The organism is Roseovarius sp. YIN77, assembly GCF_057219155.1.
Map to the genome: position 1 here is coordinate 634442 of NZ_JBXVVI010000001.1, position 16768 is coordinate 651209.

16 protein-coding genes are annotated in these 16768 nt (G+C 55.6%); 5 read left to right on the top strand and 11 right to left on the bottom strand.

Going from position 1 to position 16768, the window contains the following annotated elements:
* The first annotated feature begins 1 nt into the window (after position 1).
* A complete protein-coding gene (locus AC2D8P_RS03075; RefSeq protein WP_484700343.1) occupies positions 2 to 418 on the top strand; it encodes an OsmC family protein in 417 nt (138 codons plus the stop codon).
* Between the two features lie 31 nt (positions 419 to 449).
* On the opposite strand, the gene AC2D8P_RS03080 is transcribed toward AC2D8P_RS03075, so the two are convergent.
* A complete protein-coding gene (locus AC2D8P_RS03080) occupies positions 450 to 1436 on the bottom strand; it encodes an adenosine kinase (RefSeq protein WP_484700344.1) in 987 nt (328 codons plus the stop codon).
* Positions 1433 to 2077 carry an endonuclease III gene (gene nth, locus AC2D8P_RS03085; RefSeq protein WP_484700595.1) on the bottom strand — a complete coding sequence of 215 codons (645 nt, stop codon included), beginning with the start codon at positions 2075 to 2077 and terminating at the stop codon, positions 1433 to 1435. The genes AC2D8P_RS03080 and nth overlap by 4 nt, the downstream gene beginning before the upstream one ends.
* A gap of 190 nt (positions 2078 to 2267) precedes the next feature.
* On the opposite strand from nth, the gene AC2D8P_RS03090 reads away from it, so the two are divergent.
* The 3 genes from AC2D8P_RS03090 to AC2D8P_RS03100 all read left to right on the top strand — a co-directional run bounded on the left by AC2D8P_RS03090 (position 2268) and on the right by AC2D8P_RS03100 (position 4748).
* On the top strand, positions 2268 to 3104 hold the full coding sequence (locus AC2D8P_RS03090; RefSeq protein WP_484700345.1) for a methylated-DNA--[protein]-cysteine S-methyltransferase: 837 nt from the start codon (positions 2268 to 2270) through the stop codon (positions 3102 to 3104).
* 111 nt (positions 3105 to 3215) lie between these two features.
* Entirely contained in the window at positions 3216 to 3878 is a 663-nt protein-coding gene (locus AC2D8P_RS03095) for a YiaD family glycine zipper/OmpA-like lipoprotein (protein WP_484700347.1), read from the top strand.
* A 99-nt stretch (positions 3879 to 3977) separates the two neighbouring features.
* Positions 3978 to 4748 carry a FadR/GntR family transcriptional regulator gene (locus tag AC2D8P_RS03100; RefSeq protein ID WP_484700349.1) on the top strand — a complete coding sequence of 257 codons (771 nt, stop codon included), beginning with the start codon at positions 3978 to 3980 and terminating at the stop codon, positions 4746 to 4748.
* A gap of 10 nt (positions 4749 to 4758) precedes the next feature.
* On the opposite strand, the gene nadC is transcribed toward AC2D8P_RS03100, so the two are convergent.
* From nadC to AC2D8P_RS03140, 8 genes are all read right to left on the bottom strand, one after another.
* Positions 4759 to 5619 carry a carboxylating nicotinate-nucleotide diphosphorylase gene (gene nadC / locus AC2D8P_RS03105; RefSeq protein WP_484700351.1) on the bottom strand — a complete coding sequence of 287 codons (861 nt, stop codon included), beginning with the start codon at positions 5617 to 5619 and terminating at the stop codon, positions 4759 to 4761.
* Complete coding sequence (locus tag AC2D8P_RS03110) at positions 5616 to 7139, bottom strand: L-aspartate oxidase (RefSeq protein ID WP_484700596.1); 1524 nt, start codon at positions 7137 to 7139, stop codon at positions 5616 to 5618. The genes nadC and AC2D8P_RS03110 overlap by 4 nt, the downstream gene beginning before the upstream one ends.
* A gap of 53 nt (positions 7140 to 7192) precedes the next feature.
* On the bottom strand, positions 7193 to 8242 hold the full coding sequence (gene nadA, locus AC2D8P_RS03115) for a quinolinate synthase NadA (RefSeq protein WP_484700352.1): 1050 nt from the start codon (positions 8240 to 8242) through the stop codon (positions 7193 to 7195).
* 241 nt (positions 8243 to 8483) lie between these two features.
* Positions 8484 to 9692, bottom strand: a complete 1209-nt coding sequence (locus tag AC2D8P_RS03120) for an aminopeptidase P family protein (RefSeq protein WP_484700598.1) — start codon at positions 9690 to 9692, stop codon at positions 8484 to 8486.
* A gap of 250 nt (positions 9693 to 9942) precedes the next feature.
* Positions 9943 to 11127 (bottom strand): ABC transporter permease, encoded by a 1185-nt coding sequence (locus AC2D8P_RS03125; RefSeq protein ID WP_484700354.1) that lies wholly within the window; start codon positions 11125 to 11127, stop codon positions 9943 to 9945.
* Positions 11128 to 11132: 5 nt separating this feature from the next.
* Positions 11133 to 12404 (bottom strand): ABC transporter permease, encoded by a 1272-nt coding sequence (locus AC2D8P_RS03130; RefSeq protein ID WP_484700356.1) that lies wholly within the window; start codon positions 12402 to 12404, stop codon positions 11133 to 11135.
* A gap of 87 nt (positions 12405 to 12491) precedes the next feature.
* Positions 12492 to 13592, bottom strand: a complete 1101-nt coding sequence (locus tag AC2D8P_RS03135) for an extracellular solute-binding protein (protein ID WP_484700359.1) — start codon at positions 13590 to 13592, stop codon at positions 12492 to 12494.
* Between the two features lie 104 nt (positions 13593 to 13696).
* Entirely contained in the window at positions 13697 to 14788 is a 1092-nt protein-coding gene (locus AC2D8P_RS03140) for an ABC transporter ATP-binding protein (RefSeq protein WP_484700361.1), read from the bottom strand.
* 534 nt (positions 14789 to 15322) lie between these two features.
* Between AC2D8P_RS03140 and AC2D8P_RS03145 the strand changes: the two genes are divergently transcribed.
* Positions 15323 to 15772, top strand: coding sequence for an Lrp/AsnC family transcriptional regulator (locus AC2D8P_RS03145; protein WP_484700363.1), 450 nt, complete (start codon positions 15323 to 15325; stop codon positions 15770 to 15772).
* Positions 15773 to 15799: 27 nt separating this feature from the next.
* Here AC2D8P_RS03145 and AC2D8P_RS03150 read toward each other — a convergent pair whose 3' ends face one another.
* Positions 15800 to 16687, bottom strand: coding sequence for a LysR family transcriptional regulator (locus AC2D8P_RS03150; RefSeq protein WP_484700365.1), 888 nt, complete (start codon positions 16685 to 16687; stop codon positions 15800 to 15802).
* Positions 16688 to 16768 lie beyond the last annotated feature (81 nt).

Here is a 16768-nt window from a genome sequence, read left to right on the forward strand (position 1 = left end):
CATGAAAGCAACCGTATCCTGGGCCGACGATCGCAGATTTATTGGCACATCTGGCACCGGACATTCGATTGTGTTTGGCACCAAAGGATCGGCCGAGGTCACCCCCGGCCCCAGCGCGATGGAATTGCTTCTGATCGGAACAGGCGGATGCTCTGCCTTTGATGTCGTTGCGATCCTTGAAAAAACCCGGCAGGACATCGACGACGTGATCGTTGAACTGGATGCAGATCGCGCCGAAACCGACCCCAAGGTGTTTACTCGCATCCACCTGCATTTCATTGTCAAAGGCCGCAAGGTTGATCCCAAGCATGTGGAGCGGGCGATTTCCCTGTCTGTTGACAAATATTGTTCAGCCTCGGCCATGATGGCGGCCATGGCAGAGGTGACACACGACTTTGAAATTCAGGATGTTTCCTGACTTTCTCGGATATTAAGACGCCATTCCATGATCATATCAGACCTTGGGCTTTGAACAGTTGCTTGAGATCTGCATGTGGGCGGGCACCAAAATGGCTGATGACCTCGGACGCGGCAGCACACCCCATGCGCCCGCAGATCTCCAGCCGTTGGCCTGTCGCGAAACCATATAGGAACCCGGCCGCGAATTGGTCACCTGCCCCCGTTGCATCCACAGGGACGATTTCATCAACCGGTACCACGGCCTGTTTTTCCCCCTTCAGCAAGACAACATCGTGGCCGGAGCGCGTGCAAACGATCAGCCCGGACTCCTCAGCAGCCTGCTCCAACGCTGATGACAAATCAGTTTGATAAAGCGATTCCCATTCGTGCTCATTCCCGATCACATAGTCCAACTCTTTGACAAGACGCCGGAAATCGCCGCGATGGCGATCTACACAAAATGGATCTGATAAGGCAATTCCGGCCTTACCCCCTGCCTGACGGCACAGATGGGCCGCGCGTTCAAAGGCCTGTTTGCCGGCAAGTTTGTCGTAAAGGTAGCCTTCAAGAAACAGAATCTCTGCTGCGCCGATCACATCGTCTGATACATGTTCAGGGCCCAACTCTGACGAAATACCCAGATAGGTATTCATCGACCGCTCCCCATCCGGCGAGACAAAGATCATGCTGCGAGAGGTAGGCAATTCCCCCTCTGGATCTGGCTCATTCACGAAAGAAGTGCCATCATGTTCCATTTCGTTGGCGTAGAAACGGCCCAGTGCATCATCATGGACCCGGCCCACAAATCCGGTGCGCAGGCCCAAATTTCCCAATCCTGCCAATGTGTTGGCCACCGATCCCCCTGGGGCCTGGGTGCGGTTTGTCATTGCACCATAGAGCAATTCACCCCGTTCCCGTTCGACCAGTTGCATGATGCCTTTTTGGATACCCATCAGTTCCAGAAAACTATCGTCAGATTGCGAAAAAACATCGACGACGGCGTTCCCTATACCAACGACCTGAAAACGTTTGCTCATAAGTTTTTATCCTCAAAAGGGCAGATGTCGCGGATCAGACAATTGCCGCAACTGGGCTTGCGGGCCTTGCAGATATAGCGGCCGTGCAGGATCAGCCAGTGATGTGCATGGTGTTGAAATTCCGCGGGAGTATTGTCTTCGATGGCGCGTTCAACTGCGTTCACATCCTTGCCCGGTGCGATGCCGGTGCGGTTGCCAATGCGAAAGATGTGCGTATCGACCGCTTGCGCGGGCTGGCCCCACCACATGTTCAAAACCACATTTGCCGTCTTACGGCCCACCCCAGGCAGGGATTGCAGGGCCGCGCGGGAGGACGGGACCTGCCCGCCGTAATCGTCCACCAGAATGCGGCTTAGCTTCATCACATTTTTGGCCTTCTGTCGAAAAAGGCCAATGGTTTTAATATGTTGGATCAAGACGTCCTCACCCAATTCCAGCATTTTTTCCGGTGTATCAGCGATTTTGAACAGCTCTTTCGTGGCTTTGTTGACGCCCACGTCGGTGGCTTGTGCGGACAGGGCGACCGCCACCACCAACGTATAGGCGTTGGTATGGTCCAGCTCGCCCTTGGGCTCTGGTTCGGCCGCTTGGAAGCGGGTGAAAATTTCGAAAATAGTCTGATAATCGAGTTGTTTGGCCATGCCCCGATATGCACCGGGGCGGTGCATGAGTCTATCCCCTGCCCTGTCAATAACGTCAAAAATGGCGTGTCGGTATTGCGTCGGTATTCCGACTGCAGCGCGACAGTGTGAATTTGCCCCGACCAAACCGCAGCTTTCGGGTCGCATCACATGAGGCAACTGCTTATCCTTTGATCAAACGGAGGCACGGATGAGCACAGAGAACAGCTATCACTTTCAACTGATCCGCCGGGCGCTGGATGAGATCGACGCTGGCGGGCCACAGATGTCGCTGAACGACTTGGCCCAGCGGATGCAGATGAGCCCCGCACATTTTCAACGCGTCTTCAGCCGCTGGGTGGGCGTGTCGCCCAAACGCTATCAGCAATACCTGACCCTGAACCATGCCAAACAGTTGTTGCAGGACCGGATGACCATTTTGGGAACCGCCCACGAAACCGGATTGTCCGGCAGCGGTCGGTTGCATGATCTTTTCATCCGGTGGGAAGCGATGAGCCCCGGCACCTACGCTGCCAAGGGCGAAGGGTTGACGATCCGCTGGGGCTGGTTTGATGGCCCCTTTGGCGAGATGCTGGCGATGGGCACAGATAAGGGGCTGTGCGGGTTGGCCTTTACCTCTGAATGCGGGCGTGATCACGCGATGGGGGATATGACCTCGCGCTGGCCAAACGCGCAATTCATCGAGGATGCTGATATTCTGCGCCCGTGGATCAGTGGGGCGATTGAGGGCACCGAAACCCGGCTGACACTGATCGGATCGCCCCTGCAGATCAAAGTGTGGGAGGCCTTGTTGCAAATCCCATCAGGCCACGTCACCACTTATTCCGAAATTGCCCAATCCATCGGCAATCCGCGTGCCGTTCGTGCCGTCGGTACTGCTGTGGGGCGCAATCCGGTCAGTTGGCTGATCCCGTGTCACCGCGCGCTGCGTAAATCCGGGGCACTGGGCGGTTATCACTGGGGTTTGCCTGTCAAACGGGCCTTGCTGGCTTGGGAGGGTGCAAGAGAGGACGCATTGGCCGGATAATCGGCATAATTGCGCCGCGACATCGAAAAACAACGCTTTGATATTCGATAACACGCCGCTTTGCCCTATCTAGATCATCGAACGACACAATGTGCAAAAAGTGAGTACACGATGATTCGAGCAAAATATCCCCTGTTGCTGAGCACCTCTGCCATGATGATGCTGACCGCCTGTGCGGATCCCGGCGCCTATGACAGCGGCGAGCGCAACCGCACAACCGATGGTGCCCTGATTGGTGGGGCTATTGGTGCTGTTCTGGGCGGCACCCGTGAAAGCGGTAGCGATCGGTTTAAGAACGCCGTTATTGGCGGGGCGATCGGTGCCGGTGCCGGTGCGTTGATCGGCAATCAGCTGGACAAGCAAGCCCAAGAGCTGCGTCGCGACATCGGCGATGACCGGATTGGGATTGAAAACACAGGTTCCGAACTGATTGTGACCATGCCGCAGGACATCCTGTTTGAAATCGACAGCACCTATGTCCGCTCAGATTTGCGTGATGATCTGCGTATTCTTGCATCCAATCTGCAGGATTATCCAGACACCACTGTGGATGTCATCGGCCACACTGACAATACCGGCAGTGCCGCCTATAATCAGGATCTGTCGTCGCGCCGCGCCGGTGCTGTGGCGGGGGTATTGCTGGACTCTGGCGTGTCCAATTACCGCGTCCGGTCTTATGGTCGGGGTGAGAATGAACCAATTGCCTCTAACCTGTCGGCAGAGGGTCGCGCCCAGAACCGGCGGGTCGAGATTGTCATACGTCCGACCAACTGATCGGATAGAACCAATTGGAAAGGCCGCGGTTTCCCGGCCTTTTTTATTGCCGATCCACCGAACTGGTCATATGATTTTACCAAATCATACAGGATCATCATGCCCTTTCATCCGGTTCATTCCCAAAAGCTCTCTGATAGTGTCGTTGATCAGATCGAAAAGCTGATCCTGCGCGGCATCCTGCACCCCGGCGAACGACTGCCTGCAGAACGGGTTCTGGCAGAGCGGATGGGCGTGTCGCGGCCCTCGTTACGCGCGGCCATTGCAGAGCTGCAGGATCGGGGGCTTTTGGACAGCCGCGCCAATTCCGGCATCTTTGTTGCTGATGTGCTGGGATCTGCGTTTTCACCTGCATTGATCGAACTGTTTTCCAAACATGATGAGGCTGTTTTTGATTATCTGACCTTCCGCCGGGATATGGAGGCACTTGCGGCACAGCGCGCGGCCAGCCATGCCTCTGCCACCGATCTAAAGGTGATCGATACCATCTTTGCCAAGATGGAAGCCGCCCACGACAAAAATGACCCGGAAAAGGAAGCAGAGCTGGATGCCGCGTTTCACATGGCGATTCTGGAGGCCAGCCATAATGTTGTGATGCTGCATATGATGCGATCCATGTTCGATATGCTGCGCAAGGGAGTTTTCTATAATCGCAGATCCATGTTTGGGCACCGCGCAACCCGCGATCAGCTATTGGATCAGCACAGCGCCATAAATGACGCCCTGCAAAGCCGCTATCCAGATGCCGCCCGCGCGGCGGTAGAACGCCATCTTGATCACGTATATCAATGCCTAAGCGATCTGAAGACGGCCGAGCAGAACGAAGCTATTGCCAGCCAAAGACTGGAACATGAGGCGACGCGGAAATAGGTTAGTCGGGTTAAAAATCCAGACCCAGATCAAGCACTTTGGCGGAATGGGTGAGCGCACCAACGCTGATGTAATCCACACCCGTGGCGGCAACTTCGGCAATGCGGGGCAGCGACATGTTACCAGAAGCTTCGGTCACGATCTGCCCTTTCATGCGGGCCACGGCCTCTGCGAGTGAGGGGGTGTCGAAATTGTCCAGCATCACGACATCGGCGCCACCGACCGTCAAAACTTCATCCAGTTGATCCAGACGGTCAACCTCAATCTCCACCCGGATCATGTGCGAGGCCGATGCCTTCACCGCCTCCAGCACCTGACGGATGCCGCCAGCGGCGGCGATGTGGTTGTCCTTGATCAGGATTGCATCAGACAGGCCCACACGGTGGTTAAATCCCCCGCCATGCAGGACGGCCTGTTTTTCCACCAGCCGCAGCCCCGGTGTGGTCTTGCGGGTGCAGGTGACGCGGGTGTGGGTGCCGCGCGTTTCGGCCACGAATGCGGCGGTCAGTGTGGCGATGCCCGACAGCCGACCGGCAAAGTTCAGCGCCACGCGTTCGGCTGACAGGATCGCGGCGGCGGAGCCCTCGATCGTCATTACCGTATCACCGGGTGCAACCGTGCTGCCATCCGGCAAGAGCGTGGTGATCTTGAGGCTGGGATCAACCAGACGAAAGGCGATCTCTGCGATCTGAACACCCGACACGATGCCGGGCTGGCGCGCGTTCAGGCGGGCCGAATAGGTAGCGCCCGACGGGATCACGGTGCGGGTGGTGATATCGCCGTAATTGCCCAGATCCTCGGCCAGCGCCGCACGCACGAGCGGTTCGAGCATCAGGTCAGGCAGGCGGTTCGGGGCGGGTCTGTCTGTCATGCCAGTTCCTTTGTCACTGTGTCACGGATGGCGATGGCCTGAATCAAGGTCATTCGGGTCCGGTGTGCAAGATCGGGATTGGTGTCAGGGAAATCCTGCCGGCAATGGCCGCCACGGGATTCTTCTCGCTGCAGGGCCGCAGCCGTAATCAGGGTCGCCGTCGCTGTCATGTTGCGGAAGCTTTCGGATGTTGTTTCAGCCTCCAGCTGGGCGATCGTGGCCAACGCCGTTTTCAGCCCCTTTGCCGTGCGCACCACACCCACATGGGCCGTCATCGTGTCACGCAATGTCTTGATTGCCGTTGCATCGACAACGGGTGAGGTAGGCGCGAAGGAGATCGCGATCTCTGGGCTGTCTGCCGCCACATCCAAACCCGCAGCGATATCCAACGCGGCACGTCGGGCGTAAACCAGCGCCTCCAACAACCCGTTAGAGGCCAGACGGTTTGCGCCATGCAAGCCGGTGGAGCTTGCCTCCCCACACACCCAGAGGTTTGAAAGGCTAGTACGCCCATCCTCATCTGCCGATATGCCGCCCATATGATAGTGCGCAGCCGCGGCAACCGGGATCGTTTCGGTCACTGGGTCTATACCCGCACGGGCGCAGGCCTCTGCCGCTGCCGGGAAATGGTTGGTAATCTCTGCCCCGATGGCCGTGCGCGTGTCCAGCATCGGTCGCCGCCCCGCCTGCCATTCGGCAAAGATCGCACGGGCCACGATGTCACGCGGGGCAAGCTCGGCGTCGGGATGCACCGATTGCATGAAACGTTGACCCGCCGCATTGATCAGGATCGCCCCCTCGCCGCGCAACGCCTCTGTCGCCAGGGGCGCGGGATCCTCGCCTATGTCAAAGGCGGTCGGGTGAAACTGCACAAATTCCGGGTCGGCGATTTCAGCGCCAGCGCGGGCCGCCATGCCAATCACCTGCCCGCGAATGCGCGGTGGGTTGGTGGTCACGGCATAAAGCCCGCCGGATCCGCCGCCCGCCAACAGATGCGCTGCCCCGCAAACCAGAACCGGCTGTGTCGGTGCCGTTTCAATGGCTGATTCCAGCCAGACACCCGTGACCCGCCCGTCCGACATCTCCAAACCAGAGGCCAGAACATCCTCCAACACCTGAACAGATGGGGTTTCACGAACCTCTTCGATCAGGGCATCCATGATCTCTCGTCCCGCCTGATCACCCCGAACGCGCACGACGCGGGCAAAGGAATGCGCGGCCTCTCGTGACAGCACATATTTTCCGTCAGCGTCCCGATCAAAAGGTGTTCCCAGAGATGTCAGGTCAAGGATATGGGCGCGGGCCTCTTCCGTCACCGAATGAGCGACAGAGGCGTCCACTGTCCCGGCCCCGGCAGTGATCGTATCACGCGCATGGGCATCGGGGCTGTCACCGTGTGCCATGGCGGCAGCCACACCGCCCTGCGCCCAGGCAGAGCTTGCCCCCGTCCCCAGATTTTCAGGAGAGATCACCAAAACCGGGCGCGGCGCAAGTTTCAGTGCGGCGTAAAGCGCCCCCATCCCCGCGCCTACGATGATGACACGATCCGTGTGGATGGCATCCGTCACCGGTGTCAGAGCCCCAATTTACGGCTGAGGTCGATCATCTTTTGCACCGCATCGCGGGCTTTTTCCGCCACTGCCGGGTCGACGATGACCTCTTCCTGACCGCTGTGCAGCGACCAGAGGATTTTTTCCAGCGTGATCTTTTTCATATAGGGGCACATGTTGCAGGGCTTGGCGAACTCTACACCCGGCAGTTCATCTGCGATGTTGGACGCCATTGAACATTCGGTGACCAGCATCGCCTCTTTGGGTTTGTGCTGATGAATCCAGTCAACGATCCCGCCGGTCGATCCGGTGAAATCGGCCTCTGCCACCACATCGGGCGTGCATTCTGGATGCGCGATGATCTTGGTTTCCGGGTGCAATTCACGGTATGCGCGCAGATCCTCTGCGGTGTAAAGTTCGTGCACGATGCAGGACCCTGCCCACCAGACGACTTTTTTCTTTGACTGATTGGCAACGTTTTGGGCCAGAAATTGATCCGGGGTCATGATCACAGTGTCGCTGTCCATCGCATCGACGATCTGCACGGCATTGGCAGAGGTGCAGCAAATGTCAGAGGCGGCTTTCACCTCTGCCGTGGTGTTCACATAGGACACAACCGGCGCGCCGGGGTAATTGGCGCGCATTTCTGCGATACCTTCGGCAGTGATGGATTCGGCCAGCGAACAGCCCGCTGCCGCATCCGGGATCAGCACGGTTTTGATCGGGTTCAGGATTTTCGACGTTTCCGCCATGAAATGCACACCGCATTGCACGATGATGTCCTGTTCAACCTCTGTCGCCTTGATCGCCAGCGCTAGGCTATCGCCCACGAAATCGGAAATGCCGTGGTAAATTTCGGGCGTCATATAGTTATGGGCCAGAATAACAGCGTTCTTTTCCTGCTTCAGCTTGTTGATCGCGATCACATAGGGCGCATAGATCGCCCAGTCTGCTGGGGGCACGACCCGCGACATGGTTTTATAAATATCCGCTGTCGCCTCGGCCTTTTCCACGGACGGCGCCAGATCATAGATCTGAGGCAGAGTTTCGCGGATATGCGTGATGTCGAGCATTTCTGGCCACTCCCTTGGTCAACCGCGGGTTCTTTAGCATTTGCAGGTGCAGAAACCCAAGCGCAAAAACATCGCTGATAGCGTCACCATCGGCATATGAGGGCTGTTTATCAGGGCAAAACGGGGAAATCCGCAACATTGTCCCCTTGATCGGTGATTTTTTGCGGCTGTGAAAGGGCTTATATATAGTTGGCGGGCCGAAAAATCGGCCCGCCCTAGGGTCGCGTCACAAGGTTGCGAACTAACCGATGATGTTGTGTTCCGGCCCATAGGGGAAGCCGGTGATGTTCTCGGCCCCATCTTCGCCCACAACCAGAATGTCGTGCTCGCGGTAGCCGCCGGCACCGGGTTGGCCCTCGGGCACCCACAGCATCGGCTCCATCGACACCACCATGCCCGGTTCCAACACTGTGTCGATATCTTCGCGCAGCTCCAGCCCGGCCTCGCGGCCATAATAGTGGCTGAGAACACCGAAAGAATGACCATAGCCGAAGGAGCGGTACTGCAGTAACCCCTCGTCAGCAAAGAACCGGTTCAGTTCTTCGCAGATGCCAGAACAGGTGGCGCCGGGTTTGATCAGGCTCAGGCCCAGCTCATGTGCGGCGACATTGGCTTTCCAGATGCGCAGGCTGTCTGTATTGGCCTCGCCCACAAACAGGGTGCGCTCAAGCGCCGTGTAGTAGCCGGAAATCATCGGGAAGGTGTTCATCGACAGGATGTCGCCGCGTTCCAGCTTGCGAGTTGTCACAGGGTTGTGCGCCCCGTCCGTGTTGATCCCCGACTGGAACCACACCCAGCTGTCGCGCAGTTCGCTATCGGGGTGGGCGCGAGATATTTCCAGCTCCATCGCGTCGCGACCGGCCATGGCCACGTCAATCTCTCGTGTGCCTTCGCGGATCGCGTCGCGGACGGCGGCACCGCCCACATCAGCAATCCGGGCGCCCTCGCGGATCAGCGCGATTTCCTCTGCCGATTTAACCATGCGGCTGGTCATGGTGTCGGGCGCGATGTCGACCAGTTGCGGATTGCCCAGCATTTTTACCGCCGTGTCGCGCAAGGCCAGTGTCAGGTGGTCGGCTTCAATCCCGATCCGGGTTGCCCCACCGATCAGCGATTGAACGGCACGCCAGTAATTGTCGCGCTTCCAGTCGGTAAAGATCACGTTGTCCGCAACCGACCGGCGCCAGGGTTGGCCCGCATCGATATTGGCAGAAACGGTGGTGCAGGCCTCCTGTGTGACCACACAGCCATAAGGCCTGCCAAAGCCGCAATACAGAAAACCCGAATAATACGCGACATTGTGCATGCTGGTCAGCAGTACGGCCGGGATATCCTTGGCCGCCATGATGGCGCGCAGATTGCCCAGACGACGATCATATTCTGTGTGACTAAAGGGAAGCGGCGCCTTTTCACCATTGTGGCAGGTGAAGAATTCAGGCCGAGTTACCATATCTTTCATGTGTCAATTTCCTTGTCCACTGCCGGACAAGTTTTGGTGCCCGGCTACACGTCCCGGCGTTCAGGACGGCAGGTCACTGGCGTGACCATGACAGGGGACCGGGCCGCGACGCCATCGCAGCATCTGTCATAGGCGAAGGAATATGAACAGTAGCGGATTCGGTCAATAATTTTTGTATGCCAGACAAGCAAAAGCCCGAACCATCGGTCCGGGCCCTTTGGTATTTTGATGGTGTGTTGGCTCAGCTTGGCGTAATACCGCGCAAACGCTCTGACCGGCGGCGCAGCAGCTCAACTGTGGTCAACAGACATATGGAGATCGCCACCAGAATGGTCGCCACAGCCAGAATAGTTGGGCTGATCTGTTCGCGCAGGCCTGTGAACATCTGCCATGGCAGCGTTTTCTGGCCAGAGGACCCAACAAAGAGCACCACCACAACCTCGTCAAACGAGGTGATAAAGGCAAACAGGCCACCCGAAATCACACCCGGCAGGATCAGCGGCATCTGCACCTTGAAGAAGGTGCGCACAGGCCCTGCCCCCATATTGGCCGAAGCGCGTGTCAGGCTGCGGTCAAACCCGACCAACGTGGCCGTCACTGTGATAATCACAAAGGGAATACCCAAGGCAGCATGGGCCAGAACGACACCGATATATTCGCCCTGCAGGCCGATACGAGAGTAGAAGAAGAACATACCAGCGGCCGAAATGATCAACGGCACGATCATTGGCGAGATCAGGATCGCCATGATCGCCCGACGGAACGGCACGTGATCCTGGCTCAGGCCAATTGCGGCCAGTGTTCCAAAGCTGACCGACAGAATTGTCGCCATTGGCGCGATGGTGAAAGAGTTCTTCAACGCGTGCTGCCAATCAGAATTGGTAAAGAAGTCGCGGTAGTGCTTCAACGAATAACCCGCCGGATCAAAGGCCAGCATTTCCGGCGTGAAGGTAAAGAAATCCTGCGCGTTGAAGCTGAGGGGCATCACGACGACGATTGGTGTGATCAGGAAGAAGAAGATCACACCACAGATCAAACGGAATGTGTTGTGCCACAGAACATCGCCCGACGTGGCATAGATCGGCACACTGCGGCGGTAATCCCCTGAATGCAGCCAATAGGCAAACCAGCTGTAGATCAGACCAAAGATTGTACCCACAACAAAGCCGGCAAAGCCGCCCAAGAGCAGCCCGGCAATGGCCAGAACAGCGGCAGATCCCAGCCTTCCCAAGGCCCGGCTTGGCACCATTGTGATCAGAACATAACCCAGCGCTGCCGCCAGGATGATACCGCCGATCACCCCCATAAACGGGTTTTGGTTCGCGGTGCCGACCAGATAGCCACCAAGGGCCCCTGCCCCTGCCATCAATGGCAGGATAAAGCCGGTCAGGCTGGGGGTCGGAATTTCGGAAAGTAGTTTTGCCATGTTTCTTACCCCAGCTTCACGTTATCGATGCCGACAATCTTGTCATAGACCCAGTAGAGCGCCAAAACGGCGACCAATAGGATCGTTCCCAAAGCCGCAGCCAGACCCCAGTTCAAAGAGCTGGAGATGTGATAGGCAATCCGGTTCGAGATAAAGACACCCTTGGTGCCACCCACCAGTTCCGGCGTGATGTAGTAACCAATCGCCAGAATAAAGACGAGGATACAGCCCGCGCCTATCCCCGGCACCGACTGCGGGAAGTAAACCCGCCAAAACGCCGTCCAATTGGTTGCCCCCAGCGATTTCGCCGCGCGTACGTAGCTGGGCGGAATGGTCTGCATCACCGAATACAGCGGCAAGATCATAAAGGGCAACAGGATATGGGTCATCGCCACAATGGTACCGAACTGGTTGTTGATCATCACCAATCGAGAAGCATCATCAACCAACCCCAACCAGACCAGCGTATCATTGATCACACCTTGTTGCTGCAACATCACCTTCCACGCTGATGTCCGCACCAGAAGCGATGTCCAGAACGGCAGCAGAACTAAGATTAACAACAGGTTCGACGTTTTCGACGGCAGGTTCGCCAACAGGAATGCGATCGGATACCCCAACAGAACGCAGGATCCCATGATCACCAACGACATGAACAACGTTCTCTTGAACAACAAGATGTATATTTGTTGATCTTCGTCCCGCATCTGAATGCCATCGGCAGTTTTCTGGCGGTCAATCGAATTTAGAAAATACCCGCTTGTATAGTTGGAAGAGAATGTTTTGATGACTTTCCAAACTTCTGGATCAACCCAATCCTCATCAATATCAGCAAACTGCTCTTTGAACGGGCCGTCGGTTTCCAGATCCCAATTCTTGACCTTGCGACCGGATTTTCGAAACAGAGAAGAAATGCCCGTCATTTCATAATTCAGTCGCGATCCCAATCGCGTGTGTATTTTTGCCTCTACCGCGACCTGCATATCTTCCGCGAAGGCTCTGAACACTGCTTCGTCAGGAGCTTCCCCAGAGTTTTCATCCCAGTTGTCTAGGATCACGACTGTCCGTGGAAGTGTATTCTCGACAATTGAGTTTTCCACCGACCGGAACAGCATATCCGTGATCGGCATGATGAAAGTAATCAGAATGAAAAGCAAAAGCGGCGCAATCAACATCAATGCTCGCAGTTTTTCGCGCCTAAGCGCGCGTGAAAGACTGCGTTTGAGTGGCGTGCCGTCTGCGGATAATACGGGTCCGGTCGCTTTGGCGTCGCTCATGATTTTCCCCTGTCTTCGTACATTCTGTCAGCCTTTTTTGGCTTTTATCGGGGGCGCAGCGCCTGCGCCCCCTTTTTTATCGTGTAATTATTGGGCCAACCAAGCGTTGAACTTGGCATCAATGTCGTCCCGATAATCAGCCCACCATTCGTAGTTGTTTACGAAGGTGTTTTTGGCGTTATTCGGATCGGTCGGCATGTGTGGGGCCATCTCGATACCCAATTCAGCGTGGGTGCTGACCATTGGCGCAGATGATTTACGTGCCGGGCCATAAGAGATGTACTTGGCTTGATCAGCCAAACGCTGAGTGTCCGAAGAGAAGCGGATATAGTCCAGCGCGCGGGCTTCACGCTCTGGGCTCAGGCCTGCTGGGATCGCCCAGCCGTCCAGATCAAACATCTGCCAATCCCAAGCCATACCGACAGGCTGATTCTGCTCCACGATCATGGAAAAGAGGCGACCATTGTAAGTCGATCCCATGAAAATCTCGCCGTCTGCCAACATCTGGATTGGTTCGGCTGCTGCCGACCACCAGACGGTCTGATCCTTGATGGTGCCGAGCTTGGCCAGTGCTCGGTCTTGACCTTCATCGGTTTCCAGCATGTCATAGACGTCTTCATACGCAACACCGTCGCAGATCAGAGCCCACTCCATGTTGGCAATCGGACGCTTGTTCAGCGCGCGCTTGCCCGGATAAGTTTCCAGATCGAAGACATCGCAGGCTCCGGTCGGCGGCTCCGCGCCTTCAGGAACCAAGTCCGTCCGGTAACCAAAAGTCGTCGAATAGACGATGGTAGGGATATAACATGGCGAGACAAGCTGATCGCCAAAGTCCTCTGATGCTGGGGTACCATCAGGGGCCGGTGCCAAGTGCACATCGGGATCAATCTCGATGATCAGACCCTCGTCGCACGCGCGGATGTTGTCCGCTGCCTCAAGGTCTACCACGTCCCACGTAACGTTGCCGGCTTCATTCATGGCACGCAGCTTGGCGACGCCCTCGGATGAACTGTCGTCGTTGATGATGTTCACGTCAGGATTAAGTTCCATATACGGATTATGATAGGCGTTTTGCTGGGACTTCGTGTATGCCCCACCCCATGACACAATGGTCATGTCTTCGGCGATCGCACCGCTGGCAGCGACGGCCACAGCACTGGCTGTCAGCATAAGTTTAGTTGATTTCATAATCTTCTCCCTGGTTATCCCGATTTAATTTTGTTCAGCGTTCCGGGTTTAACGCCGACACATTCAACCCGCTGCGGAGTGACGCAGCAGGCCCTGCCGCTGGATCAAGCATCCAACGCGCGGCAATCTTGAGGCAGCCAGCCAATTTCGATTTGTTGACCAGGCTGCAGACGCACCTGATCGGGTGCGTTTCTGGTTTTAATGATAAATTCGTCATTTCCGGCGACACGCAGGCGGGTGCGGAAGATGTCGCCCATGTAAATAAACTCCAGAACCTCTGCTTTCAGCGTATGAACACCTGCTTGCAAACGTTCCTTGTTATATTCCACACGTTCTGGGCGGATGGATACACGGGTGCGTTGTCCAACTTCGCTGACGTTGATCGGTTTGCAGTCAATCAGTTCACCGTCGTCCAATTCCACCAAGGCCTGTTCACCTTTGATTTCCTTAACCGTGCCCAACAGCGTGTTATTTTCACCGATAAACTGGGCGACAAAGCTGTTATCTGGCTCTTCATACAGCTTGTCTGGCGGGGCCAGTTGCTGAATGCGGCCATCTTCGAACACAGCGACACGGTCTGACATGGTCAGGGCCTCGGTCTGGTCATGGGTCACGTATACGGTGGTGATGCCCAGATTGTGGGCCAGATGGGTGATTTCGAACTGCATCTTTTCGCGCAGTTGTTTGTCCAAGGCGCCCAACGGTTCGTCCATCAAAACCAGTTCAGGTTCAAAGACCAGAGCACGGGCCAAAGCCACACGTTGCTGCTGACCACCGGACAATTGTGCCGGGCGACGACCGCCAAAGGCCCCCATTTCAACCATATCCAGCGCGCGTTTTACCTTGGCCTCGCGATCAGATTTGCTCATCCCGCGCACTTCCAGCGGAAAGCTCAGGTTTTCCGCAATCGTCATATGCGGGAACAGGGCGTAGTTCTGGAACACCATCCCGATGCCACGCTTGTGGGGCGGAATATTGTTGATCGGCCTTCCATCCAGCAGAATTTCACCATGAGTGGCGGTTTCAAAACCGGCCAACATCATCAGGCAAGTTGTTTTGCCAGAGCCTGACGGCCCAAGCATCGTGAGGAATTCGCCCTTGGGCAATGACAGGTTCAAATCTTTCACGACAAGATTTTCACCATCATAGCTTTTCTGAACACGTTGAAATTCTACGAATGGGGCTTCATTGGACATAGCTGTCACATGGCCTCCCTGTTTTTGGTTATCATTATTGTTGAGGCCTGAGTGTTGGCCCCTTTCTCCCTATCGGCACCATTAAGGATATCAATCCCATCAAGTGCAAACACAATTTGCGACCTATTGGGTCCAATTTGCGCCATCCCCGCAATGATACTGGTCAATCCGCATTGAGTTATCAAGCTAAAATCAATCCCAAATCTTTTAGATATCCTATTGATACTTTGCCGTGTGGCTCGCCTGAATCCCGATAGATGGCGTTGAAAAGCTCTGGAATACACGGCCCAATCCTGATCTCGCCCAACATCGCTCACGATAGGATGTCCGCTATTGGTTGCAAGTGACAATATTCCCCGGTTGTGGAATCGATTGATCCGGGGATCAATGTACAAAACATGTACGACGCAGCGCGTGACTCCAATGATTTGCCCGCAAACTGTAAGACAGGTAAACTAAGTAGATTCATAAAACTGGGACGTATCTGATACGAAATTAATCCCAAAATGCGCCTAGAGAGAGAATTATCGGATCATGGACCCAATCGACCTGGATATCCTGAAACTGGTTCAGGGAAATGCCCGCCTGACTGCAGACGCGATCAGTCAAGAAGTCGGTCTGTCACCGCCTGCCGTTCAAAAACGCCTGAAAAAGCTGCGCGATTCAGGTGTTATAGAGCGCGAAATCGCGGTTCTGAATCCCGCAAAACTTGGTCGGGAAATGACGATTATTGTTGAGGTCAACCTTGAACGCGAAAGCCGGGTTCATCTGGATGATTTCAAGCGGAAAATGAAAATGAACCCCTATGTGCAGCAATGTTACTACACGACCGGAGAGGCCGATTTCATGCTGATCCTATCGGTCCAGAACATTCAGGAATACGAAGAATTCACCCAGCAATATTTCTTTGACGAATCCAATGTTGGCCGCTTCAAAACCGCAGTTGTCATGGATCGGGTGAAAGTATCGCTGGATATTTTGTAGGAACGCCCCCGGGGCTGCCAACGATCGTCAAAAGTAGCCTTGCTTATTGACCAGATGTGTCCAGATTTCGGCTTCCCTGCCGCTGTCGCGATCGGCAAGTCGGATCAACATGATGTTGAGTTTCTGCTCTGATAAACTTGGGATGAGAGTCAATCGTCCGGCGTCCAGATGAGCTGCAACCAACGATTTAGGCAGCCAAGCGACCCCAATTCCGCCCAAGGCATATTCACAGGCGGCCAAGGTTAACGCAGTTTCCGCCTTAGGCGTGAAAACTGCGCTTTTGGGCAAATACGGCAGGATGGTTTCGGCGAAAATGCGACCTAGGAATACATCCGGAGGATAGGTTATGGCAGGAATTTGCCCCAGTTCAATTTCGGGCAAAAGCGATGGCGCCGCGACGGGCACCAAGGTATCCGATCCGATCTGTCGAGCCTCAAAGGCCGCAGGCACGATCAGACCCAATTCACCGGGCTGTTCATAGGTCACGGCAAAATCTGCCTCACCCGACAGCAACATCATCAAACAATGGTCGCGGTTGCCCGTTCTGACTCGTACAGGAAGTTCTTGCAAACTTGTCAGTTGCTTCACGATCCACGGCGATATGGTGGTGGTGATGGCGTGCTGACAGACAAAAGTGACCCCGCCCCCTCCTCGTTCAACGGAGGCTTTCAAATCCTGTTGCAAACGCCTTAGCCGGCTGCTGAGTTCTCGCAACTCCGGTTCCATATCCAGAACACCGGGCATTATTGTGACCGGTTTTCGCGATCGATCAAACAACGCAGTGCCCAGACGATCCTCAATGCTGCGCACCCGCCTGGTAAAGGCCGATTGGGTCAGAAAACGCCGCTCTGCGGCGCGGGCCAGCGATCCGGTGTCAATCACCGCAAGGATATCATCGATCCAATCTAACTGCATCGAGTGTCACCTCATCAGCCATAATATGCATTTCTAGCATATTAATAAGCAAAATTCGCATTAGCAACGCCCTATGGATAG